The sequence below is a fragment of the Streptomyces sp. NPDC001351 genome (genome assembly GCF_042896045.1).
Lineage (GTDB): Bacteria > Actinomycetota > Actinomycetes > Streptomycetales > Streptomycetaceae > Streptomyces.
In genome coordinates, this window is sequence record NZ_JBIAWS010000006.1 from 149,469 (window position 1) to 172,529 (window position 23,061).

The window sequence follows — 23,061 nt, forward strand, 5'->3', positions numbered from 1 at the left end:
ATGGCGCGCCGGATCGGGATCAAGGACGTGGCTGCGGCGGCAGGTGTGTCGACCGCGACCGTGTCGCATGTCCTGAACCGGGTCGAGGGCAAGCGGATCAGCGAGGAGACGCGTCAGCGCGTCTGGAAGGCCGCCGACGAGCTCGGGTACGCGCCGAACGGTCTTGCCCGCGGGCTGCGGACACAGCGGTCGCAGACCATCGGCTTCGTCAGCGACCAGATCGCGACCACCCCCCACGCCGGCCGCATGATCCTGGGTGCCCAGGAGGCCGCCGCGGCCGAGGGCCTGGTCCTGCTGCTGGTCAACACCAGCGGCGATGCCGAACTGGAGCGCACCAGCATCGAGATGCTGCTGCAGCGGCAGGTGGACGGCATCGTGTACGCGGCCATGTACCACCGCATCGTGGAACTGCCCGAGGCCCTGCGCGCCACGCCCACCGTGCTGCTCGACGCGGGCTCGGCCGACCCCGCCGTCCCGTCCGTGGTGCCCGACGAGGTCCAGGGCGGTTACGCGGCCGTGCGCGAGCTGATCGACCATGGCCACCGCCGGATCGGTATGACCGTGCAGACCGTCGATCTGCCCGCGCGGCAGGGCCGGTTGGAGGGCTACCGCAAGGCGCTGGCCGAGGCCGGTGTCGCCTACGACCCGTCGCTGGTCGCCGCGGAGACTGCGGTGCCGTTCAACACGGTCGGCGGTGACGTGGACACGGGATACCGGGCCGCGCTCCGGCTGCTGACGGCCGAGCGGCGCCCCACGGCGCTGTTCTGCTTCAACGACCGGATGGCCGCCGGTGCCTACCGGGCCGCCGCCGAGCTGGGGCTGTCCATCCCCGGCGATCTGTCGGTCATCGGCTTCGACAACCAGGAGCTGGTCTGCGAGTCGGTGCACCCGCAGCTGAGCACGGTTCAGCTCCCGCACTACGAGATGGGGGCACGGGCCGTCGCCCAGTTGCTCGCGCTCACGAAGACTCCGGGCCGGCCACCGGGCCCGGACTCCAAGGAATTGCTGCCTTGCCCGCTGGTGGCGCGGGCATCGGTCACTTCGCCGCCCCGACTCTGACCCCGGGACGGCGAAGCAATCGCACCGTGACAGGCGACCGTCGCAACCGGTCGTCGGTCCTGCCAGTACGTGGAACACAGTGAGGGTACACACATGTCCCCCGGGCTTTTCAATGAGCGATCGAGGCGGCATTCCCGCCTGACGTCCGACAGCGCCTCGGAGTACTGAGCCGCGCGTTTCCCGCCGGCGACCGTCGGCGCTTCACACAGCCTTCCCGCACCCCCTCGCCGCCGGCGGCGCGCCGGACCCGGCTTCCCTCGCGATGCCACGAGGGCAGCGAGCGCGGGGTGAAAGGCGCCTTCATCGAGTCCCACGAGGCGACCGTGGCCGGCCCTGCCCGGTGACCGTCCGTCCTCGCATGCTCTGCCGCACATACCGAAAGGCACGCATGTGTCCACCGCGCCCCGTGATCCGTACCGGCCCGTCGCGCATCTGCGCCCGCCCCGGAACTGGATCAACGACCCCAACGGACTGGTCTTCCATGACGGCCACTATCACGTCTTCCATCAGTACAACCCCTCCGGCGCGACGCACGCGAACATGCACTGGGCCCACTTCCGCAGCCCCGACCTGCTGAGCTGGGAGACGCTGCCGATCGCCCTGTCCCCCACCCCGGGTGGCGTGGACGCCGACGGCTGCTTCTCCGGCAACGCGGTCTCCGACGGTGAGCGGCTGGTCGCCTTCTACTCCGCGAACCGCTGGGACCGCTCGCCCCAGCACCAGCCGGTCGCCACCGCCGTCTCCCACGACGGCGGCCGGACCTTCGGCCCGCGGGGCCAACTGGCCGTCCCCACCTGGCCCGAGGACTGCACCATGTACCGCGACCCCTATGTGTGGCGGGACGGCGAGCGGTGGCGGATGCTGGTCGGCGCCGCCCTCGCGGACGGCCGCGGCGCGGCCCTGCTGTACGAGTCGCCCGATCTGGAGACCTGGACCTACCTGGGCCCCTTCCTTGCCCGCGCGCAGGAGCCGGTGGCCGGCACCGACCTGCACACCGGCGAGGGCTGGGAGTGCCCCCAGTACCTGCCGCCGCGCTCCGGGCGGCCCGGTGCCCTGATCTTCAGCGCCTGGAACGACCACGACGGCGCACGCTGCGTCACGGCCCTGGTCGGCGAGGAGCACGGCAACGCCTTCGAGGCCGGCGCGCCCGCCTTCGTGGACCACGGTCCGGACTGCTACGCCCCCGCCCTGCTGCGCGCACCGGGTGACCGATGGCTGCTGTGGGGCTGGTCCCCCGAGGCCCGCGCGGGAGACTGGGCGGTCGCGGACGGATGGGCCGGCGTACTGACCCTTCCGCGTGAGATCTCGGTCGCTGCCGACGGCACCCTGTACCAGCAGCCAGCCGCCGAACTCCTCGCCCTGCGCGGCGAGTTGGCGCTCCACGCGGAGGGCGTGGCGCACGGCCCGCAGCCCGTCGAACTGGGCAGTGTGGGCCGCGCCTTCGACCTGACGGCCCGTCTGGAGACGACCGGAGCGGCGAGCCTGCGGCTGATCACCGGACCCGACGAGTATCTCGACATCCGGCTCGACGCCGCCGCGGGCGAGCTGGTCGTCGACCGCGACCACGCCTCGCTGGACACCCGCGCCCACGGCGGCTCCCACCGGATGCCCTGCCCCGCCGACCGGCCGGTCGAACTGCGCCTGGTCGTCGACCACTCCCTCGCCGAAATCTTCCTGACCTCTACCGGCCAGGTGCTCACCCTGCGCTTCTACCCGACCGGGGACGGCCCCTGGCGCCTTGAGGCCCACACCGCGCCGGGCGCCCGCCTGAGCCATGCGGTCGACGCCTGGGAGCTGCTGCCCCTCGTGGTCAAGGAGCCGAGCGCCGGTCCCGAACTGCCGCAGGGGCAGCCCACATGACGGAGTCGTCGCCCACGTCGCCGTACCGGCGCGTGCCGATCCCGGATCCCCCCATGCACCTGAGCACCACCCACCCTCGCCCGCACCACACACCGGAGGCACCCACGATGAACGCCGGTACCACAAGAGCCCGCCGGACGGCCTCTACGGCCCTGGCCCTCGCCCTTCCCCTGGCCGCGCTCGCCGCCTGCGGCGGGGGCAGCGGCACCGGCACCTCCGCCGAGCAGGGCAGCGGCAGGGGCACCATCACCGTCTGGGCCCACCAGGGGCAGTCGAGTGAGGCGGCCGCCCTGCAGAGCGCGGTGAAGACCTTCAACTCCTCGCAGAAGAAGGTCAAGGTCAAGCTGACGCTGATCCCCGACAACGACTACACCAAGACCATCACCGCCACCGAGGCGTCCAAGCTGCCGGACGTGATGGAGTTCGACGGCCCGACCATGGCGAACTTCGTCTACAACAAGAAGCTCACCGCGATCGACAGTTACGTCTCCGCCGAGACCCTCGCCAACGCCACCCCGGCGATCAAGGCGGAGGGCCGGTTCGAGGGCAAGCAGTACGGGCTCGGCATGTACGACTCCGGGCTCGGCATCTACGGCAACAAGAAGCTGCTGGACGCGGCCGGCGTCAAGTACCCCACCGGTCTGTCCGACGACTGGACCGCGGCCCGGTTCACCGCCGCGGTGCAGAAGCTGGCCGCCAAGGACTCCGACGGCAAGAGCCTGGACCTCCAGGAGAGCGGCGGCTTCGCCAACGAGTGGGGCACCTACGGCTTCGCCCCCCTCGTCTGGTCGGCGGGCGGCTCCCTGCTGAAGAGCGGCAAGGCCGAAGGCGCCCTGGACACTCCGGCCGTGGTCTCGGCGCTGAAGACCTTCCAGTCCTGGAAGAAGTACACCGACCCCAACACCGACGGCAACGCCTTCGCCAAGGGCCGCGTCGCCCTCAGCTGGGTCGGCCACTGGATGTACCCCGCCTACAGCAAGGCCCTCGGCAAGGACCTCGTCGTGCTGCCGCTGCCCGACTTCGGCAACGGCCCCAAGACCGGGCAGGGTTCGTGGGCGTGGGGCATCGGCGCGAACACCAAGAACGGCAAGGCCGCCGGCGCCTTCCTCGACTCCCTGCTGAACGACACCAATGTCACCGCGATGACCACGGCCAACGGTGCCCCTCCCGGCACCAGGAGCGCGCTCGCCAAGAGCAGCCTGTACCAGCAGGGCGGCCCCCTGCAGCTCTACGCCGACCAGCTCGCCAAGGCCTGCGGTGACACGAACACCACCAAGTCCTGCGTCGCCGTGACCCGCCCGGTCACCGCCGGATACCCCACGGTCACCGCCAAGTTCTCGCAGGCGCTGAGCGACGTCTACGGCGGCGCCGACCCGAAGTCCGCCCTGGACAAGGCCGCCCGCGCCATCGACCAGGACTTCTCGGACAACGACGGCTACCAGCTGCAGTAGCGGCATCCAGCAGCCGGGAGGGACGGGCCCACTCCGACAGCGCCCGTCCCTCCCGGCCCGGCAGAGGACACCCACCGTGACCACCGTGAACCCCGCACCCGCCGCACCCGACCGGCACAAGCCGAGCCCGCCACCGCCGTCCGCCAAGCCCGTACGGCCTCGCCGCGCCAACCGCGACCTGGTGCACGGACTGCTGATGTCCGCACCCGCGCTCGGCGGACTGATCGCCTTCGTCGCCGTGCCGTTCGTGTATGCCGTCGTCCTGTCCTTCTACAACGTGCGGCTCGGCTCCCCGCTCCCGCCGCGCTTCTTCGGCATCGAGCAGTACCGGCGCATCTTCACCGACCCGGACATGTCCGGCCCGTTCCTGCGGGCCCTGCTGAACAACCTGACCTTCGCCGTGGTCGTCGTACCCCTGCAGACGGGCCTGGCACTCGCCCTCGCGATCCTCCTCAACCGCAAGCTGAAGGCGATCGGCGTCTTCCGGTCGCTGTTCTTCCTGCCGGTCGTCTTCCCCATGGCCCTGGTCGCGGTCATCTGGCGGCTCATCCTCGCCCGCAGCGGCGACGGCCTGCTGAACTCCGCGCTGCACGCGGTGAGTTTCGGCAACTGGGGCGCCTTCGACTGGCTCGGCGACGGCCTCACCGCCATGGCCTCGGTCATCGTGCTGTCCGTGTGGCAGGGCGTCGGCTTCCAGATGGTCATCCTGCTCGCCGGCCTCCAGCAGATCCCGGGCGAACTCTACGAGGCCGCCCAGCTCGACCGTGCCTCGCGCCGGCAGCAGTTCCGGAACGTCACCCTGCCCGGCATCCGCGGCACCCTGGTCTTCGTCGCCATGCTCACCTCGGTGCTGTCCTTCCGCGTCTTCGACCAGGTCTACGTCCTGGTCCACGGCGGCGGACTCGACGAGGACGCCACGCGCACCGTGATGTACCAGGCCGTCACCACCGCCTTCGACCAGAACAACATCGGCCAGGCGTCCGCGATCACCGTCGTCTTCTTCCTGATCGTCGTCGTCCTGACCCTCATCCAGCGCCGCGTCGTCCGCCCCGGCAACGAGGACTGATCATGACCAGCACACCCCTGCGCCGCTTCCTCGACTACGCCGTCCTCAGCGTCCTGGCGTTCGTCTTCGTCCTGCCGGTCCTCTACCTGCTCCTGGGCAGCTTCAAGCCGTCCGACCAGGTGCTCAACGGGCTGACCGGCTTCCTGCCCACGCACCTGTCCTTCGACAACTACCGCGCAGTCCTCAGCAGCTTCGACTCCGATGCCACCGGCTACTTCTGGCGCTTCATGGGCATCTCGCTGCTGGTGGCCACGGTCGTGGTGCTCGGCAACCTGATCGTCAACTCCATGGCCGCGTACGGCCTCACCCGACTGCGCTGGCGCGGCCAGGGCGCCGTCTTCACCCTCGTCCTGCTGCTGATGCTGGTGCCGTTCGAGGCGGTCGCCGTGCCGCTGTTCTACATGTTCAACGAGCAGCGCAACACCATCTACATCCAGGCCGTCCCCTTCATCGCCAACGCCTTCTCCGTCTTCCAGTTCGCCACGTTCTTCCGCGCGATCCCGCCGAGCATCGAAGAGGCCGCCCGTATCGACGGCGCCGGTCCCTGGCGCACCTTCTTCGCGATCATCGTCCCGATGTCGAAGCCGGTGTTCGCCTCGGTCGCGATCCTGACGTTCCTCACCCAGTGGGGGGCCTTCCTGTGGCCGGTGCTGATGGTCTCCGATCCGTCGGTGCGCCCGCTGCCGCTGGAGATGAGCGTCTTCCAGGGCCAGATGCCCGTCGACTGGGGCCAGGTTCTCGCCTTCGGTGTCCTCCTCGTCCTGCCCGTACTGATCGTCTTCGCGTTCTTCCAGCGCTGGTTCGTCCAGGGCGTGGCAAGCTCGGCCGTCAAGGGCTGAGTTGCCGGGTGCGGGTCGCATGGCGTTCTGCAGGGCCTTCCGGCAGCGACGCCATGCGCGCCGCATTCCACTGCGGGCACCCTACGAAGATTTTGCGAACTTGCGGGGACCGCATGAACCGCCTCCCACCTGCCTGAAGTCCTCTTTGTCCGCTCACACTTCGGGCCGGTAATCCGGTGTTCACCGACCTTCTCTTCCTGGGCGTTCTACGCGCGTGGTGTCATGCCCACGCTCACCCACCCCCCACACGTGGGCATCAACTCGACCAGGAGTCACACATGCTGTGGAAGGTCATCGGGCGCGCGGGTGTCGCGCTGGCGGCCGGCGCCGCCGTCGTCGCCACCGCCGTCCCCGCGAACGCGGCGAGCTACACCGCGTTCGCCTTCTCTCAGAGCGGCAGCCAGCCGGACATCTACAATTTCATCAACTCGGCCACCACCTCCCTCGACATGACCATGTACGAGCTGGAGGACACCACGGCCGTCAACGACCTGATAGCGCTGGAGAAAAAGGGCGTCACCGTGCGGGTGATCCTCGACCGCCAGCACAAGACCGCCAACAACTCGGCGTACACCGCCCTGACGAACGCGGGGGTGGGGGTGGTGTGGTCGTCGTCGAGTTTCGTCTACACCCACCAGAAGACGATCACGGTGGACGCCACCAAGTCGCTGGTCCTCACGGGCAATCTCACCTCCCAGTACTACGCGACCGGCCGCGACTACGGCGTCTTCACCGACGACACCCGTGACGTCGCCGCGATCGAGAAGGTCTTCAACGCCGACTACGCCGGCACCTCGATCACCCCGACCGACGGCGACCACCTGCTCTGGTCACCCACCGACTCCCGCAACCGCCTGCTGTCCGTGGTCAACGCCGCCACCAAGACGCTCGACGTCGAGGAACTGGAGTTCAGCGACAGCACGGTGGTCGACGCCATCGCGGCGAGAGCGAAGGCGGGCGTGGCCGTGCGGGTGGTGCTGGAAAGTCCGTCCAGCTACTCCAGCGAGGTGTCCGAGATCAAGGCGGCGGGCGGCACCGTCGTCGGCTACTCCGACCCCAACGGCTTCTACATCCACGCCAAGGCCATGGTCGCCGACTACGGCCTGTCCACCCAGGAGGTGGAGGCGGGCTCCATGAACATCAGCAGCAACTCGCTGTCCAACAACCGTGAGCTGGGCATCATCCTCACGGGCACCGGGGTGGCACAGTCGGTGGCCACGACGGTCGAGACGACATTCAACAGCGACTACGCGGGCGGCACCGCGGCGTAGGCGCACCGCTGGGGTGCGGGGAAGACACTGCGGGCCGGTGGGGGCTGGTCGCGCCCACGCGGCGGAGCCGCAGATCGAAACTGCCCCGCGCCCCTTCGGGGCGCCAGGGGTCGCCGACGGTCGGAATTCCGAGGCGTCGAGCTCCAGGCCGAAGGGATCAGGCCGGGCGCCCTGGCGGCGGCCGGAGCACACCGACCACTGCCTCGTCCGCCGCGTCTCCCTGGGAGAATGTCGAGGTAGAGCGGCATGACGGCATCCGGGTCGTCATCGCCGACCGGGCGCGCCGGATGCCCACCGATGGTGACTGAACAGTAACCGCGCGGCCACGGAGCGAGTTGACACTTCCGTCTCACAGGGACTCATGTGAGACTGGCGCCCCGTCCGCAGTGCGGACCCCCTCCGCACACCGTCCCCCACCGAAAAGTGTGCCGTGCGCGATTTTCCTCTGCCGCTCGCTCTGACCGCGCGCCTGTCCCCGGTCGTCGTGCTGGCCGCGGCGGGCTGGGCGCTGACGTCCGGCCCCGCGGCGACACCGACCGCCGAGCACAAGGACGCACCGCAGACCGGCAACCAGTCGGCCTCCGCCCCCTCCACGACCGCGCAGACCAAGACGTACGCCGCCGCCCCGGCACCGTGCGGCAGCGTGGCCGTGAAGACGCTCCAGTCGCTCGTTCCGGGCGCCAAGACGGCGGGCAAGGAAATCCAGTCGACGGACGCGAAACTGCGCCGCACCTGCTCCTGGAACGCGCTCAAGGGCTACGACTACCGGTGGCTCGACGTCTCCTTCGAAGTCATGAACTCGGACGAAGCGGCGCAGAGCACCTACAAGCAGAGAATTACGGACAAGAGTGGCGGAGGGGCGGTTCCCGGACTCGGTGACCAGGCCTACTCCGTCGTCAACCTCACCACCGAGGACAAGCAGCAGACCCGCGAGGGCATGGTGTTCGCCCAGGTCTCCAACGTGCTGGTGGTCGTCACATACAACGGCAGCGACTTCGAGACGAAGAAGGCGCCCAGCACGGACGAGATCAACAAGGGTGCGATCGAGGCGTCGAGGGACGCCGTGACCGCGCTGAAGGGCAGCCAGTAGGACCGGCTGCCCTCCCAAGGCGAAGGCTCAGGCCTCGAGGCGGTCCCTTCCGCGCAGCAGCATCAGCGCCACGTACAGGACCATCGAGGTGCCGAGGCCGACCGCCCAGCCGTAGTCGGCGAGCGGTTCCAGCGCCGGGATGGGCCGCCCGTCGATCAGCGGCTTGAAGCTGGCGCCGCCGATCGCCAGGACACCGCCCACCACGAAGGCGACGACGGCCCGCCAGTTCCAGCCGCCCTCGTACCAGTAGCGGCCGCCCGCCCGGTACAGGTCGACGAGGTCTAGCCTGCCGCGGCGCAGGATCCAGTAGTCGGCGATGAGGATGCCGGCGACCGTGCCGAGCAGTCCGCCGACCAGACCGAGCCAGGTGAAGATGTAGCCCTGCGGGTCGGAGTACAGCTTCCACGGGAAGATCAGCACGCCGATGACGCAGGTGGCGAGCGCGCCGGCCCGGAAACTGACCTTGCGGGGCGCGATGTTGGAGAAGTCGAAGGCCGGCGAGACCAGGTTGGCGGCGATGTTCACGGACAGGGTCGCCACCAGGACCGTCACCAGCGCGTACAGCAGGCCGAAGACGTTGTCCGTCTTGGCGGCGAGCTGGACCGGGTCCCAGACCGTCTGCCCGTACACGGCCTGCGAACCGGAGGTGACCAGCACGGACAGCAGCGCGAAGAGCGTCATGGTGGTGGGCAGGCCGAGCGCCTGGCCCCAGGTCTGCGCCTTCTGCGACTTCCCGTAGCGGGTGAAGTCCGGGATGTTCAGCGACAGCGTGGACCAGAAGCCGATCATGCCCATGAGGGACGGCCAGAACAGCTTCCAGAAGCCGCCGCCCCAGCCGAGCTTGGAGGGCTGGTCGAGCAGCGGGCCGAAGCCGCCGGCCTTGTTGCTCATCCAGATCAGCATCACCAGCGCGCCGACGATGACGAAGGGCGCCGCCCAGTTCTCGAAGCGACGGATGGTCTCCATGCCCCGGTAGATGATGGCGACCTGGATGACCCAGAAGATCGCGAACGACAGCCACATCGTCCAGGCGTACCCGCCGACCTTCCCGGCGTCGGACCAGCCGTTGCCGATCAGCTTGCCGGCGAGGAAGTAGATCGCCTCACCGCCGATCCAGGTCTGGATGCCGAACCAGCCGCATGCCACCAACGCCCGTACGACAGCGGGGAGGTTGGCGCCGCGGATGCCGAAGGAGGCGCGCGCGAAGACCGGGAAGGGTATGCCGTACTTGGGTCCCGCGTGCCCGGTGAGCAGCATCGGGATCAGCACGATCACATTGGCCAGGGCGATGGTCAGCACCGCCTGCTTCCAGTCCATGCCGACGGCGATCAGACCGGAGGCCAGGGTCCAGGAGGCCGTGTTGTGGGCCATGCCGACCCACAAGGCGGAGAAGTTGTACGTGGTCCAGGTGCGCTTCTCGACCGGGACCGGGAGCAGGTCCTCGTTGGCGTACGGGCCGCTGGGCAGCGGGGACCCGGGGGCGATCTCCACCCGCCCGTCGGCGAGGGTGACTTGGGCTGTCGGCGGTATGGCCGTGGGAGCGGTGTCGGTCATGGGCAGGCCAATCAATGAAGGGTGGGTCCGGAAAGGCCGTGCGGGTCTCCGGGTCCCCTCCCCGGGGAGGTGGGGAGGGGAGAACTGGAGTGGGGGGAGGGGGAGTTGAGCGGTGGTGACGGTTCTCAGGCGTTGACGGCCGGGATGACCTGGGCGCCGTACGCGTCGATCGTGGTCTCCTGCGCGTCGTGCATGTCGTAGACGGCGAACTGGTCGACGCCCAGCTCGCGCAGCGCGTTCAGCTTCTCGATGTGCTTCTCGACCGGGCCGATGACGCAGAACCGGTCGACGATCTCGTCGGGTACGAACTGGGTGTCCGGGTTGTCGGCGCGCCCGTGGTGGGAGTAGTCGTACCCCTCGCGGGCCTTGATGTAGTCGGTGAGCTCCTCGGGGACCTGGGCGGAGTGCTCGCCGTACTTGGAGACGAGGTCGGCGACGTGGTTGCCGACCATGCCGCCGAACCAGCGGCACTGGTCGCGCGCGTGGGCGAGCGCCTCGGGCGAGTCGTCCTCGGTGACATAGGCGGGGGCGGCCACGCAGATCTTGACGTCGGCGGGGTCACGGCCGGCCGCGACGGCCGCGTCCTTGACCGCTTTCACCATGTACTCGGTGAGGTAGAGGTCCGCGAGCTGAAGGATGAAACCGTCGGCCTCCTCGCCGGTCATCTTCAGCGCCTTGGGGCCGTACGCGGCCATCCAGACGGGGAGTTCGGCGTCCTCCTTGATCCAGGGGAACCTGATGACCGTGCCGCCGAGGTCGGCTTCCTTGCCGGAGCCGAGCGCCCTGATCACCTTCATGGCCTCGCTGATCCGGGCGAGGGTGTTCGGGGTGCGGCCCGCGACGCGCATCGCGGAGTCGCCGCGGCCGATGCCGCAGACGGTGCGGTTGCCGAACATGTCGTTGAGGGTGGCGAAGGTGGAGGCGGTGACCTCCCAGGTGCGGGTGCCCGGGTTGGTGACCATGGGGCCGACCTTCAACTTCGTGGTGTTCGACAGGATCTGACTGTAGATCACGAACGGTTCCTGCCACAGCACGGCGGAGTCGAAGGTCCAGCCGTAGGTGAAGCCGTTGCGCTCGGCGCGCTTCATCAGGCTGACGACCTTCGAGGCCGGCGGGTCGGTCTGCAGGACGAGTCCGAAGTCCATGGGCGCCACTCCTAGTTGAGGTACTGACAGGTGGAGCGCGGGGTGTAGACGCCGTGCCCGGCGTGTCCGGTGTACTCCCGCTCGTTGATGACGACCTCGCCGCGTGAGAGGACCGTCTCGACCCGGCCGGTGGTGCGCTTGCCCTCGTAGGCCGAGTAGTCGACGTTCATGTGGTGCGTTTCGACGGACATGACCTGCTCGGCGTTCGGGTCGTAGATGACGACGTCGGCGTCCGCGCCCGGCGCGATCGTGCCCTTCTTCGGGTACATGCCGAACATGCGGGCCGGGGTGGCGCAGGCGATCTCGATCCAGCGGCGGCGGGAGATGTGTCCTTCCACGACGGCCTGGTGGAGCAGGTCCATACGGTTCTCGACGCCCGGAAGTCCGTTCGGGATCTTGGAGAAGTCCCCGCGTCCCAGCTCCTTCTGGCCCACGAAGCAGAAGGGGCAGTGGTCGGTGGAGACGACCTGGAGGTCGTTGGTCCTGAGCCCCTGCCAGAGCTTGGCCTGGTGCTCCTTGGGACGGAGCGGGGTGCTGCACACGTACTTCGAACCCTCGAAGTCCGGCTCGGCGAGGTTGTCGGTGGACAGGAACAGGTACTGCGGGCAGGTCTCGCCGAAGACGGGGAGCCCCTCGTCACGCGCGCGTGCCAGCTCGGCCACTGCCTCCATGGCCGAGACGTGCACGACGTAGAGCGGGGCGCCCGCCACCTGGGCGAGCTTGATGGCACGGTGGGTGGCCTCGGCCTCCAGCAGGGCCTTGCGGACCTCGCCGTGGTAGCGCGGGTCGGTCTCGCCGCGGGCCAGCGCCTGTTCCACCAGCACGTCGATCGCGATGCCGTTCTCGGCGTGCATCATGATCAGGCCGCCGTTCTCGGCGGAGCGCTGCATGGCGCGCAGGATCTGGCCGTCGTCGGAGTAGAAGACACCCGGGTAGGCCATGAACTGCTTGAAGGAGGTGACCCCCTCCTCCACCAGCAGGTCCATCTCCTTGAGCGTCTCCTCGTTCACATCGGAGACGATCATGTGGAAGCCGTAGTCGATCGCGCAGTTGCCCTCCGCCTTGGCGTGCCAGGCGTCGAGGCCCTCGCGCAGGGAGTGGCCGACGCTCTGCACGGCGAAGTCGACGATCGTGGTCGTACCGCCCCAGGCGGCTGCCCGGGTGCCGGTCTCGAAGGTGTCGGAGGCGAAGGTGCCGCCGAACGGCAGCTCCATATGGGTGTGGGCGTCGACGCCGCCCGGGATGACGTACTTGCCGGTGGCGTCTATGGTCCGCTCGGCCGTCCAGGCCTCCGCGGCCGGGGTGCCGGACGCGGCGAGGGCGGCGATGCGGCCGTCCTCGATCAGGACGTCGGCATGGAGTTCGTCGGACGCCGTGATGACGAGGCCACCACGGATGACGGTACGGCTGCTCATTCTCCCTCTCCTTATGACGGACGGTGCTGAAAGCCCCTTGTGCCCCGTGGGCCCGATCCCCGTACACCGGGCCCACGGAGGCTCACGGCGTCGGTCAGGGAGCGGTCAGCGGTGCGTACGCATCGGGACGGCGGTCCCGGAAGAACTGCCAGCGGTCGCGGACCTCGCGGAGCTTGGCCAGGTCCAGGTCGCGGACCACGAGCTCCGTCTCCTTGTCGCTCGCCACCTCGCCGACGAACTGGGCCTCCGGGTCGACGAAGTACGTCGTCCCGTAGAAGTCGTTGTCGCCCAGCTCCTCGACACCGACCCGGTTGATCGCGCCGACGAAGTACTCGTTGGCGACGGCCGCGGCCGGCTGCTCCAGCTGCCACAGGTAGGCGGACAGACCGCGCGAGGTGGCCGACGGGTTGAAGACGATCTCGGCGCCCGCGAGGCCCAACGCCCGCCAGCCCTCCGGGAAGTGGCGGTCGTAGCAGATGTAGACGCCGATCTTCCCGACCTTGGTGTCGAAGACCGGCCAGCCGGCGTTGCCGGGGCGGAAGTAGAACTTCTCCCAGAATCCCGGGACCTGGGGGATGTGGTGCTTGCGGTACTTGCCGAGGTACGAGCCGTCCGCGTCGATCACCGCGGCCGTGTTGTAGAGGACGCCCGGCTGCTCCTCCTCGTACATCGGCAGGACCAGGACGATGCCCAGTTCCTTGGCGAGCGCCTGGAAGCGCTTGACGATCGGGCCGTCCGGGATCGCCTCCGCGTACTCGTAGAACGCCTTGTCCTGGACCTGGCAGAAGTAGGGCCCGTAGAACAGTTCCTGGAAGCACAGGACCTGAGCACCCTGCGCGGCCGCGTCGCGGGCCGCCTGCTCGTGTACCTGGATCATCGACTCCTTGTCGCCCGTCCACGCGGTCTGGAAGAGGGCGGCACGAATCACTCTGCTCATCGGGACCTCCGGTCGCTCGGTGTGCGAGAAGACTAGGAAGTCCGAAAACCGGCTTTGAGGTGCACGCTGTCACGTCTGCGGGCCTCGCGCGTGCCACGGTGTCACCCTCTTTCGAGCCCATGTTTCACCGCCGTTTTCCCAGGTCGTGGCATGTTTCAGCCCTGTTGCGCGTCGTGCGCGAGGAGCGCGATGTGCACCGAGGCGGCCTGCTCGAAGTCGTCGAGGTCCACACCGAGACGGCCCTGTATGGCCTCCAGGCGGCGGTACAGGGCGGGCCGGGAGACGTGGTGGAGCTGAGCGGTGCGGGACTTGTTGCGGCCGGTGGCGAGATAGGTGCGCAGCACGGACAGCAGGTCGTCGCCGGCCGAGCACAACAGCCCGTCCAGCTCCCGTTCCGCGAACGACTGCACATGCGGATCGTCCCGCAGCAGCCGGATCAGGCCGCGCAGGTGTACGTCCTTGAGGCGTACGACGGCCGGGAGGTCGAGGGCGGCCGAGGAGTCGGCGACGGCGTCGGCGACGTGCTGGGCCTCGCGCAGTCCCGCGGGCACGTCGTCCCAGGCGGTGCGCGGGTCGGCGGCGGCCACGACTGTCTTCGTCGACCCGGATTCCGTACGGAGTCGGGCCGCGAAGTGCGCGGTGAGGGCCTCGGCATCCTGATCGCGGGCGAGGCTGAGCAGCACGGCGGTGGCTTCGTCGGCGAGTTCGGCGACGAGCCCGGAAAGGCCCAACATCCGCAGGACTCGGTCGAGTTGGGCCGATTCGCCGTCCCGCACGACCAGCGGCACGAAGGTGCGCCGGTTGACGGGAAGTCCGGCGGCACGCGCGCGTGGCAGCAGCTGCCTCGCCGGTACGACACCGCTGACCAGGTCGGTGAGCAGGCTCTGCGCGGACTGCTCCTCCCAGGTGTGGGCCGAGTTGCCGCCGAGCATGCGGTGCAGGACGAGGGATTCGGCGGCCCGGTCGGCGAGCAGGCGTCCGGTGGCGGTGTCGCCGCGGTAGCCGCACAGCATGATCTGGCCCCAGCGTTCGCCGCGCCCGCCGAGTTCGGCACGGATCCAGCCGTCGCCCTCGCTGCCGCCGGCCTGCCGGGCGATGCGCTCCCAGTCGCGCAGCACGTCGTCCACGGCCGGCCGTTCCCCCGCGGTGGCGAGGACGCGGTGGGCGAGGTTGGTGACGACGACCGGGCAGGCGCTGTGCTGGGCGATCTCGTCGAGGAGCCGTTGCAGCGGGGCGCCCGCGGTGATGAGCCCGGTGAGCGCCGTGCGGACGGACTCCGAAAGGCTCACGGCGGCGAACTTCCGGCGGACCAGCCGGGCCTGGACCTCCTCGGTCAGCTCCGCGAAGGGGAAGGGCCGGTGGAGGACGATCATCGGCAGACCGCAGCGCTCGGCGGCCCGGCGCATCACCTCCGGCGGAGAGGGGAAGGCCCGTCCGAGGCCGAGCACGACGGCCGCGGCCTCCGCGCGGTGCAGGGACCGGATGTACTCGGCCTGCTTCTCCTCGTCGTCGGCGAGCAGCACTCCGGTGGTGAGCACCATCTCGCCGCCGCTGAGCATCACGCCCACGTCGGGTGCCTCGGCGACATGCACCCAGCGCACGGGCCGGTCGAGGTGGCCCGCGCCGGCCACCACTTCGGGCTCCCCTGCAAGGACCCGTTCCAGGGTCAGCACCTGGCGTACCGACAGGGCGGGTTCGGGGATCCCGAAGGTGGTCATGGCGGTCTTCCCTTGCTCAGTCCACTACTGGGTGAGGCTCCTCAGAGCGCGTTCGAGGATCGCGGCGCCCTCCTCCGCCTCCGCGACCGTCAGGGACAGGGGCGGGGCGATGCGCAGGGCGCTGGTGTTGTGGCCGCCGCCCTTGCCGATGAGCAGCCCGTCCGCGCGGGTCGCTTCGAGGACGGCGGACGCGGCGTCCGGGTCGGCCTCGTCGGTCCCCGGCTTCACCAGCTCGATGCCGAGCATCAGGCCGCGGCCGCGCACCTCCCGTACGTGCGGGACCTGGGCGGCGACGGCTCGCAGCCGCTCGACCAGCAGCCCGCCGACGCGCCGGGCGTTGCCCTGCAGGTCGTGTTCCAGCAGATAGGTGAGGTTGGCGAGACCGGCCGCCATGGTGATCTGGGTGCCGCCGAAGGTGGAGATGCTGTTGGAGTCCAGGCAGTTCATGATCTCGGCGCGGGCGACGACACCGCCGATGGAGCTGCCGTTGCCGATGCCCTTGGCGAAGGTGAGGATGTCCGGCGGGCCGCTCTGCCCGTGTGCCTGCCAGCCCCAGAAGTGGTCGCCGGTGCGGCCCCAGCCGGTCTGCACCTCGTCGGCGATCCACAGGATGCCGCGCTCGGCGAGCACCTCGCGGAAGGCCGCGTACAGGCCGTCCGGTCCGGAGGTGAAGCCGCCGACGCCCTGGATCGACTCGGCGATCAGCGCGGCGGGCGGGCGGGTGTGGCCGAGGAGGTCCTTGAGGTCGTCGACGCAGGCCGCGATGAAGTCGTCGTCGCTGAGAGAGGCGTACGGGCCGCGGGTGCGGACGCCGCCGTGGACGTACAGCGTCTGGAGGGGTGACAGGGAGGTCGGGGACCAGCCTCGGTTGCCGGTGATGCCGACCGCGCTGAAGGAGCGGCCGTGGTAGCTGTTGCGCATCGCCAGGATGGTGTTGCTGCGCCGGTAGGTGGTGGCGAGCAGCAGGGCGGTGTCGTTGGCCTCGGTGCCGGAGGTGGTGAAGAAGACGCGGGCGTCCGGGATGCCGCTCAACTGGGCGATGCGCTCGGCGAGTTCGACCATCGGGCGGTTGAGGTAGAGCGTGGACGAGTGGAGGATCCGCCCGGCCTGCTCGCTGACGGCCTTGGTGACCTCGGGCAGCGCGTGCGCGGTCATCGTGGTGAGGATGCCGCCGAAGAAGTCGAGGTACTTGTTGCCGTCGGAGTCCCAGACGTGGCGGCCCTCGCCGTGCGTGATCTCCAGTGGGTCCTCGTAGTAGAGGGCGAGCCAGTCGGGCAGCACCGACTTGTGGCGGGCGTAGAGGTCGGTCACGGCTGCACCAGTCCTTCGTAGGCGTCGGGTCGTCGGTCACGGTAGAACGCCCACTGCTGCCGCACTTCCTCGATCAGGTCGAAGTCGAGGTCGCGGACGAGGAGTTCCTCGGCCTTGTCGCTCGCGGTGTCGCCGACGAACTGGCCGCGCGGGTCGACGAAGTACGAGGTCCCGTAGAAGTCGTTGTCGCCGTACTCCTCGACGCCGACCCGGTTGATCGCGGCGACGAAGTACTCGTTGGCGACGGCCGCGGCGGGCTGCTCCAGCCGCCAGAGGTAGGAGGAGAGACCGCGGTGGGTGGCGGAGGGGTTGTAGACCAACTGGGCTCCGTTGAGACCTAGTTGACGCCAGCCTTCGGGGAAGTGGCGGTCGTAGCAGATGTAGACACCGACCTTGCCGACGGCCGTGTCGAAGACGGGCCAGCCGACGTTGCCGGGCTTGAAGTAGTACTTCTCCCAGAAGCCCTTGACCTGCGGGATGTGGTGCTTGCGGTACTTGCCGAGGAAGGTGCCGTCGGCGTCGATCACGGCGGCGGTGTTGTAGTAGAAGCCGGACTGCTCGACCTCGAAGACCGGCACGACGATCACCATGCCCGTCTCGCGCGCGAGGTCCTGCATACGGCTCACGGTCGGCCCCTCGGGCACCGGCTCGGCCCAGCGGTAGTGCTCGGGTTCCTGGACCTGGCAGAAGTAGGGGCTGTTGAAGACCTCCTGAAACCCGATGATCTTCGCACCCCGGCGGGCCGCCTCGCGGGCGTGCTCCTCGTGTTTCGCCACCATGGACTCGGTGTCGCCGGTCCAGGTGGCCTGGACCAGAGCGGCACGAACGACGTTGGCCATGAGCTGCTCCTTCGGCGGGTCGTCAGAGCCTCTACGCCCGTAGAACAGGCCGTAGAGGGATGAACGTAAGCCTCCGGGAGAGCCTTGCCAAGACCATCGCCGTTAACCCGCGGAGTCGATCACGTTTCGCACTCCTGTGGAGGAGCGGAGGGGCCGATGGGAGTGGTGGTCGGCGTGTGTCAGGCGGTGAAGCCGGCGACCCGGAGGGCGTGCACCAGATCCCAGTGTCGCTCTTCGGAGACACCCTGCGCGGCCTCCAGCAGGAGCGGTACGAGGGCCCTCGGGTCCGGCTCGGCGCTGCGGGCCGCCTCCTCGGGGGTGCGGACGCGGACGTATGCGTCGAGCAGCGCGCGCACCTCGCGGTCGCGCCCCTCACCGGCCAGTGCCAGTACGGCCTGCCCGATCTCGGCGGCGGGCCGGGCGACGCCCTGCCGCAGCATCTGGTCCCCGTCGTCGGCGCGCCCGGCCGCGACCAGGGCGTCCGCGGCGGCCACGAGCCGGTCGGCGGGCAGCGAGGCGGCCTCCCACAGCAGGGTCGCCCAGTCTGCCCCGAGTCCGGCGCGCTGCAGCTCCGCGGCGAGCAGCGGGAAACGGGCGGCGGGCCAGTGGGCGGCGTCGACGAGCAGGGCGTGGGCCTCGCCGCTGCGTCCCTCGGCACGCAGCCGCACCAGCCGCTCGACGGCCCCGACGACCTCCCGCGGCCCCGCCGTGTCCAACGGCTCGGCCTGCGGCTGCCGCGGCTGCTGCGGCCGCTCCACCACCTCGGCGGCCCCGGCGAACCGCGCTCCGCGCGGGGTACGGCCGGTGGGTTTCGGGGCGGGCACGGCGGTCGGCGGCAGGGCGACGGGGGCGGTCTCCTCCTCGACCATCCCGGCGAACCGCGCCCCGCCTCGACGGCGCTTGCGCTGTTTGGGCGCGGGGGGTTCAGGGGCGGGCTGCGCCGCGCCGGAGGGGGTGGCGTGCGCGTCGCGCTGCTCGGGTGCGCGCGGAGAGCCGCCGTCGGACGAGACAGGACGCGCCGCCTCGAACGGGCCGCGGTGCGGCGAGGCCCCCCGGGCACCGGACTGCCCGTCCGCGACCTCTGCGCGCGCCCCCGCCGGACCTTGTCCCGCCCCTGCGGGGCCATACGGGTCGTACCCCCGCGCGGAGGCAGCCGCCTCGTAAGGACCACCTTGCTGCCCCTCAGCGACGCCTTGGCCGTACGCACCGCTCCGGGCCCAGGTAGGGCCGCCCCCGTGCGAGTGCGCCGGGTGTGGTCCGTCCGGCTCGTACGGTCCCCGGTGCCCGTCTGCGGCGGTGGAGTCGTGCGAGCCGCGCTGGTGCGGGAAACCCGGGCCGGGGGGCTCGCCTTCGTCCGTGGGGAGGTCGGTCGGTGGTGGCTCGTCCGGGGCGAACTCCCTGTCGATGCGGTACACCGCGCCTTCCGCGATGCGTGCCCGGCGGATCGCCGCCGCCCTGCCGTCCGCCGTGCGGCTGTCCAAGTCGGCCATCCGGGCGCGGAGTTCGGCGCAGCGGGCGGTGGCCCGTTCGTGGTCGTCGCGGGCCCAGGCCAGGTCGAGGCGGAGGGCGTCGGCCTCCTGCCGGGTGGTGGCGGCGGCGAGCCGGCGGCCCAGTTCCGCCTGGCGTTCGGCGGCGTAGCGCTGCTCGCGGAGCATGACGTCGAGCCGGTCACCGAGGGCGTCCCGGCCGCCGGGCCGGGCGTCGTGCGCCGCGAGCGCGGCGGCGTGCAGCCCGCGGGCGCGCTCCTTCTCCTGGCCCGCGGCAGCCGCACCGAACTCCGCGGCGAGGTCGTGCAGGAGCGCCTCCACCACGTCCCAGGGCGGCACTTCACGCCCCTCGAGACAGGCCCGCATCCCGTCGGGGTCCCGCTGCCAGAAGACGGCGCACCAGCCGCCGCCCTGATCCAGGCGCGCCAGCAGGCCGTTCAGGTAGTTCACGAACTCCCGTACCCGGCCCGGGAGTTGATCCACAGCCATCGCCCAACTCCTGCCAGACCGGAGCACTCCGGTCCGTTAGACAACACGAGCCGTGTTACGGGATCGCTACGAGAAGTTTTCCGACGGGACGCAGAGTACGCCCTGCCTGGCGGAACGTGACGTGCGCGGGGGCAGCTCTTGGCGGACTCATACCGCGACCGGCGCGCAGGCCCCCGCCAGTTCGTCCATCGAGAGGCCGAGCGCGCGGGCCAGCGCGGCGACCGTGAAGAAGGCCGGGGTCGGGGCCCGGCCCGTCTCGATCTTCCGCAGGGTCTCCGCGGAGATCCCGGCGTCCGCCGCGACGTCGGCCATGCTCCGTCCGCCGCGGGCCTCGCGGAGCAGCCGCCCGAGCCGCTCGCCGCGTTCACGCTCTTCGGGGGTGAGAGGGGTGCGCACCATGCCGTCATTCTAATACCGGTATAGTAATTGGCATGGTGGAGCTGAAGACAGACACATCGATCGACGCCATGTACGAGGCGGGGCAGGTGGTCGGGCGCGCCCTGACAGCCGTACGAAACGCCGCCGACGTGGGCGTTTCCCTGCTGGAGCTGGACGAGGTGGCCCGCGGAGTGCTGCGGGAGGCGGGGGCGTCCTCCCCCTTCCTCGGGTACTGCCCCTCCTTCGCGCCCGTTCCCTTCCCGGCCGTCATCTGCGCCTCGGTGAACGACGCGATCGTGCACGGCATCCCCACCGGCTACCGGCTGCGCGACGGCGATCTGGTCTCCATCGACTGCGGCGCCGAACTGGGCGGCTGGGTGGGCGACTCGGCGACCAGTTTCGTGGTCGGCGAGCCGCGCCCGGCGGACGTGAGGCTGATCGAGACGGCGGAGCGGGCACTGGCGGCGGCCATCGAGGCGGCGGTGGCCGGCAACCGCATCGGCGACATCGCCCACGCGATCGGCACGGTGTGCCGGGACGGCGGTTACGGCATCCCGCAGGGCTTCGGCGGCCACGGCATCGGCCGCAGCATGCACGAGGACCCGGGGGTGCCCAACGAGGGCCGCCCCGGCCGCGGTTTCCCGTTGCGCGCGGGCATGGCCATCGCCATCGAGCCCATGCTGATCGGCAGTGGCCGGGACGGCTACCACGCGGCCCCGGACGGCTGGACCCTGCGCACGAACGACGGCTCACGCGCGGCACACGTGGAGCACACGGTGGCGATCACGGAGGACGGCCCCCGGATCCTCACCGCCCGGGAAGCTCTTTGAGCGAGCCGTCCACCGGCCCCGCCGACGCCGAACATGGTGCGTGCCGACGCCGAGCCGCGCGCTCCGGCGGCTCCCTTTCCGGATGGTGTGCGCGGTATGCGCCGGTCGGAGCGAGGCACAGATGGGATCGTTTCTTCGCGCACGCGTACGGCAAATCGCCAACAAGCGCGCCCACTCGCCCCCGGCACGTGCGCCGACGTCAGACCAGAGGCATCTGCTTTTTCGTACCGTCATACTTTCACGCCGCGTCTTGCCCCTTCCTCACGTTCCGCAGCTAGCTGGTGCTGCGCCCGCTCCCCACCCGGGGAGTGGGACCCAACCGCAGTGAGGAGTGGTCATGAAGAAGGCATACGAAGCGCCGACGCTCGTCCGGCTCGGTACGTTCCGCAAGGAGACAGGGCTCCTGGCACGCCACGGCAACGACCGGCTGATCCTGAGCAAGAACTGACGGGCGACGGCACTGACCCGACGTCATGACTGAACTGCACGAAAGTGCGGGGACGGGCCCCGGCGACGCGGACTTCGCGGTCTTCACCGACCGCGCGGACGCGGCCGCCGTGGCCCGCTCCTTCGCCCGGCCCGGTTTCCGCACCCTCACCCACGCGTCGGGCCGGCCCTGGCTGGTCGGCCGCTGGCACGACGAGGAGATCGTCACGGCGAGCGCCGGTGACGCCGCCCTCGCGGTCATCGGCTGCTGCCCCGTCGAGACGGACGAACTGCGACGCAGGGCCGCACGGCTGAGGGACCTCGCGGAGCTCGACGCCCTGGCCCGCTCACTCCCCGGCAGCTTCCATCTCGTCGCCGCCCTCGACGGACAGGTCCGGGTGCAGGGCACCGCCTCGGGCCTGCGGCTGGTCTTCCACGCGGAGATCGACGGCGTACGGGTGGCCGCCTCCCGCGCCGATACGCTCGCCGCCGCCCTTGGCCTCGACCCCGATCCGCAGGAGCTGGCCGTCCGGCTGCTGTGGCCGGCCCCCTATCCCCTGTTCGAGAACTCCCTGTGGCGCCCGGTGACCGCCGTGCCCCCGCAGGACGCCGTGATCGTCGCCGCGGACGGCCGCTCCGCACGGCACACCCGCTGGTGGACCCCGCCGGAGCCGGTCCGTTCCCTCGCCGAGACGGCGCCCCTCATCCGGACGGCGCTGCAGGAGGCCGTCGACGCCCGGACCCGTCGGGGCGGCGTGGTCAGCTGCGACCTGTCCGGCGGGCTTGACTCCACCTCCGTCTGCTTCCTCGCCGACCGCTCCCCCGCCCGCGTGGTGGCCAGTACCTGGCCGGGCCGCGATCCCGCGGACACCGACCTGTACTGGGCCGAGCTGGCCGCGGGGCACCTCCCGGACGTCGAGCACGTCGTCTGGGACGCGGACGCCTCGCCGCTGGTCTACGAGGACCTGCTCGGCATCGACGACCTGCTCGACGAGCCCACCATCGGGGTCATGGACCGCTCCCGGGCCCTGCACCACCTGCCCGCCCTCGCCGCACGCGGCAGCCGGGTGCATCTGACCGGCATCGGCGGTGACCACGTGGCCTGGTGCTCCGAGGCCTACTACCACCGGCTGGCGCGCACCCGCCCGCTGCTCGCCCTGCGGCAGCTGCGCGGGTTCCGGGCCCTGTGGCACTGGCCGCTCGGCGGCACGGTCCGCGCCCTCGCGGACTCCCGGACGTACGGCGGGTGGCTCGCCGACGCGTCGCGCCGGCTGCGCGACCCGTCACCGGCCTCCGTCGCCTCCGGGCTCGGCTGGGGCATGGAACCCCGGCTGTTCGGCTGGGTGACCCCGGACGCCGAGCGGCTGGCGCGGCGGGCGCTGCTCGACGCCGCGGCGACGGCGGCACCGCTGCATCCCGACCGGGGGATGCACGTGGACCTGGAGCAGATCCGCTCGACGATGCGGGTCATCCGCCAGTGGGACCGGATGGCGACCCGCGCCGGTCTGCCGATGGCCCATCCCTTCCTCGACGACCGGGTCATCGAGGCCTTTCTGGCCGTACGCCCCGGCGAGCGCGTCACCCCCTGGGCGTACAAGCCGGTGCTGACCGCCGCGATGCGCGGCCTGGTGCCCGAGGAGTGTCTGCGGCGCACCACCAAGGCCGCGGCCTCGATGGACGCCGCCAACGGGCTGCGCGATCACCGCGCCGATCTGCTGGCGCTGTGGGAGGACTCCCACCTCGCCCGGCTCGGTCTGGTGGACGGCGCCGAGCTGCGCCGTCTCGCCCTGCGGCCCGCCTCCAAGGGGCTGTCCGACGCCATCCTCTACTCCACGATCGCCGCCGAGGTGTGGCTGCGGGGGCTCCACCGCAGCCGTGCCGCCACTTCCTGAGAAC

General features: G+C 70.5%; 19 protein-coding genes. 10 read left to right on the forward strand and 9 right to left on the reverse strand.

What is annotated here, in order from left to right; translation table 11 throughout:
• From ACFY1U_RS23030 to ACFY1U_RS23060, 7 genes are all read left to right on the forward strand, one after another.
• Nucleotides 1–1,059, forward strand: coding sequence for a LacI family DNA-binding transcriptional regulator (locus ACFY1U_RS23030; RefSeq protein ID WP_390695993.1), 1,059 nt, complete (start codon nt 1–3; stop codon nt 1,057–1,059).
• Nucleotides 1,060–1,449: 390 nt separating this feature from the next.
• On the forward strand, nt 1,450–2,919 hold the full coding sequence (locus ACFY1U_RS23035) for a glycoside hydrolase family 32 protein (protein ID WP_390695994.1): 1,470 nt from the start codon (nt 1,450–1,452) through the stop codon (nt 2,917–2,919).
• 53 nt (nt 2,920–2,972) lie between these two features.
• On the forward strand, nt 2,973–4,370 hold the full coding sequence (locus ACFY1U_RS23040) for an ABC transporter substrate-binding protein (protein WP_390695995.1): 1,398 nt from the start codon (nt 2,973–2,975) through the stop codon (nt 4,368–4,370).
• A 76-nt stretch (nt 4,371–4,446) separates the two neighbouring features.
• Entirely contained in the window at nt 4,447–5,436 is a 990-nt protein-coding gene (locus ACFY1U_RS23045; RefSeq protein WP_390695996.1) for a carbohydrate ABC transporter permease, read from the forward strand.
• Between the two features lie 2 nt (nt 5,437–5,438).
• The gene (locus ACFY1U_RS23050; RefSeq protein WP_390695997.1) at nt 5,439–6,275 is read left to right on the forward strand and encodes a carbohydrate ABC transporter permease; all 837 of its coding nucleotides are present in this window, start codon (nt 5,439–5,441) and stop codon (nt 6,273–6,275) included.
• 278 nt (nt 6,276–6,553) lie between these two features.
• The gene (locus ACFY1U_RS23055) at nt 6,554–7,546 is read left to right on the forward strand and encodes a phospholipase D-like domain-containing protein (RefSeq protein ID WP_390695998.1); all 993 of its coding nucleotides are present in this window, start codon (nt 6,554–6,556) and stop codon (nt 7,544–7,546) included.
• 430 nt (nt 7,547–7,976) lie between these two features.
• A complete protein-coding gene (locus ACFY1U_RS23060) occupies nt 7,977–8,636 on the forward strand; it encodes a hypothetical protein (protein WP_390695999.1) in 660 nt (219 codons plus the stop codon).
• Nucleotides 8,637–8,663: 27 nt separating this feature from the next.
• On the opposite strand, the gene ACFY1U_RS23065 is transcribed toward ACFY1U_RS23060, so the two are convergent.
• From ACFY1U_RS23065 to ACFY1U_RS23105, 9 genes are all read right to left on the reverse strand, one after another.
• A complete protein-coding gene (locus ACFY1U_RS23065) occupies nt 8,664–10,190 on the reverse strand; it encodes an NCS1 family nucleobase:cation symporter-1 (protein ID WP_390696000.1) in 1,527 nt (508 codons plus the stop codon).
• A 125-nt stretch (nt 10,191–10,315) separates the two neighbouring features.
• Nucleotides 10,316–11,335 (reverse strand): TIGR03842 family LLM class F420-dependent oxidoreductase, encoded by a 1,020-nt coding sequence (locus tag ACFY1U_RS23070; RefSeq protein WP_390696001.1) that lies wholly within the window; start codon nt 11,333–11,335, stop codon nt 10,316–10,318.
• An 11-nt stretch (nt 11,336–11,346) separates the two neighbouring features.
• Nucleotides 11,347–12,750: a dihydropyrimidinase gene (gene hydA / locus ACFY1U_RS23075; RefSeq protein WP_390696002.1), complete on the reverse strand. Its 1,404-nt coding sequence runs from the start codon at nt 12,748–12,750 to the stop codon at nt 11,347–11,349.
• Between the two features lie 94 nt (nt 12,751–12,844).
• Nucleotides 12,845–13,687 (reverse strand): nitrilase-related carbon-nitrogen hydrolase, encoded by an 843-nt coding sequence (locus tag ACFY1U_RS23080; protein ID WP_390696003.1) that lies wholly within the window; start codon nt 13,685–13,687, stop codon nt 12,845–12,847.
• A gap of 155 nt (nt 13,688–13,842) precedes the next feature.
• Complete coding sequence (locus ACFY1U_RS23085) at nt 13,843–15,405, reverse strand: PucR family transcriptional regulator (RefSeq protein ID WP_390696004.1); 1,563 nt, start codon at nt 15,403–15,405, stop codon at nt 13,843–13,845.
• A 24-nt stretch (nt 15,406–15,429) separates the two neighbouring features.
• A complete protein-coding gene (locus ACFY1U_RS23090; protein ID WP_390696005.1) occupies nt 15,430–16,716 on the reverse strand; it encodes an aspartate aminotransferase family protein in 1,287 nt (428 codons plus the stop codon).
• On the reverse strand, nt 16,713–17,555 hold the full coding sequence (locus tag ACFY1U_RS23095; RefSeq protein ID WP_365834359.1) for a nitrilase-related carbon-nitrogen hydrolase: 843 nt from the start codon (nt 17,553–17,555) through the stop codon (nt 16,713–16,715). The genes ACFY1U_RS23090 and ACFY1U_RS23095 overlap by 4 nt, the downstream gene beginning before the upstream one ends.
• A gap of 179 nt (nt 17,556–17,734) precedes the next feature.
• Nucleotides 17,735–19,531: a hypothetical protein gene (locus ACFY1U_RS23100; RefSeq protein WP_390696006.1), complete on the reverse strand. Its 1,797-nt coding sequence runs from the start codon at nt 19,529–19,531 to the stop codon at nt 17,735–17,737.
• A gap of 147 nt (nt 19,532–19,678) precedes the next feature.
• A complete protein-coding gene (locus ACFY1U_RS23105) occupies nt 19,679–19,930 on the reverse strand; it encodes a helix-turn-helix domain-containing protein (RefSeq protein ID WP_232651206.1) in 252 nt (83 codons plus the stop codon).
• Nucleotides 19,931–19,962: 32 nt separating this feature from the next.
• Here ACFY1U_RS23105 and map point away from each other — a divergent pair, with 32 nt between their 5' ends.
• The 3 genes from map (at nt 19,963) to ACFY1U_RS23120 (ending at nt 23,057) form a co-directional block, all read left to right on the forward strand.
• On the forward strand, nt 19,963–20,739 hold the full coding sequence (map, locus tag ACFY1U_RS23110; protein ID WP_390696007.1) for a type I methionyl aminopeptidase: 777 nt from the start codon (nt 19,963–19,965) through the stop codon (nt 20,737–20,739).
• A gap of 337 nt (nt 20,740–21,076) precedes the next feature.
• Nucleotides 21,077–21,187, forward strand: a complete 111-nt coding sequence (locus ACFY1U_RS23115) for a keywimysin-related RiPP (protein ID WP_107416017.1) — start codon at nt 21,077–21,079, stop codon at nt 21,185–21,187.
• Between the two features lie 25 nt (nt 21,188–21,212).
• Nucleotides 21,213–23,057: a lasso peptide isopeptide bond-forming cyclase gene (locus ACFY1U_RS23120; protein ID WP_390696008.1), complete on the forward strand. Its 1,845-nt coding sequence runs from the start codon at nt 21,213–21,215 to the stop codon at nt 23,055–23,057.
• The last annotated feature ends 4 nt before the right edge of the window (nt 23,058–23,061 follow it).

Bases quoted from the DNA above. Each gene is read 5' to 3' on its own strand.
- ACFY1U_RS23030 (WP_390695993.1), top strand. From the start codon at position 1: ATGGCGCGCCGGATCGGGATCAAGGACGTGGCTGCGGCGGCAGGTGTG.
- ACFY1U_RS23040 (WP_390695995.1), top strand. From the start codon at position 2,973: ATGCACCTGAGCACCACCCACCCTCGCCCGCACCACACACCGGAGGCA.
- ACFY1U_RS23050 (WP_390695997.1), top strand. From the start codon at position 5,439: ATGACCAGCACACCCCTGCGCCGCTTCCTCGACTACGCCGTCCTCAGC.
- ACFY1U_RS23055 (WP_390695998.1), top strand. From the start codon at position 6,554: ATGCTGTGGAAGGTCATCGGGCGCGCGGGTGTCGCGCTGGCGGCCGGC.
- ACFY1U_RS23065 (WP_390696000.1), bottom strand. From the start codon at position 10,190: ATGACCGACACCGCTCCCACGGCCATACCGCCGACAGCCCAAGTCACC.
- ACFY1U_RS23070 (WP_390696001.1), bottom strand. From the start codon at position 11,335: ATGGACTTCGGACTCGTCCTGCAGACCGACCCGCCGGCCTCGAAGGTC.
- hydA (WP_390696002.1), bottom strand. From the start codon at position 12,750: ATGAGCAGCCGTACCGTCATCCGTGGTGGCCTCGTCATCACGGCGTCC.
- ACFY1U_RS23080 (WP_390696003.1), bottom strand. From the start codon at position 13,687: ATGAGCAGAGTGATTCGTGCCGCCCTCTTCCAGACCGCGTGGACGGGC.
- ACFY1U_RS23085 (WP_390696004.1), bottom strand. From the start codon at position 15,405: ATGACCACCTTCGGGATCCCCGAACCCGCCCTGTCGGTACGCCAGGTG.
- ACFY1U_RS23095 (WP_365834359.1), bottom strand. From the start codon at position 17,555: ATGGCCAACGTCGTTCGTGCCGCTCTGGTCCAGGCCACCTGGACCGGC.
- ACFY1U_RS23100 (WP_390696006.1), bottom strand. From the start codon at position 19,531: ATGGCTGTGGATCAACTCCCGGGCCGGGTACGGGAGTTCGTGAACTAC.
- ACFY1U_RS23105 (WP_232651206.1), bottom strand. From the start codon at position 19,930: ATGGTGCGCACCCCTCTCACCCCCGAAGAGCGTGAACGCGGCGAGCGG.
- map (WP_390696007.1), top strand. From the start codon at position 19,963: ATGGTGGAGCTGAAGACAGACACATCGATCGACGCCATGTACGAGGCG.
- ACFY1U_RS23115 (WP_107416017.1), top strand. From the start codon at position 21,077: ATGAAGAAGGCATACGAAGCGCCGACGCTCGTCCGGCTCGGTACGTTC.
- ACFY1U_RS23120 (WP_390696008.1), top strand. From the start codon at position 21,213: ATGACTGAACTGCACGAAAGTGCGGGGACGGGCCCCGGCGACGCGGAC.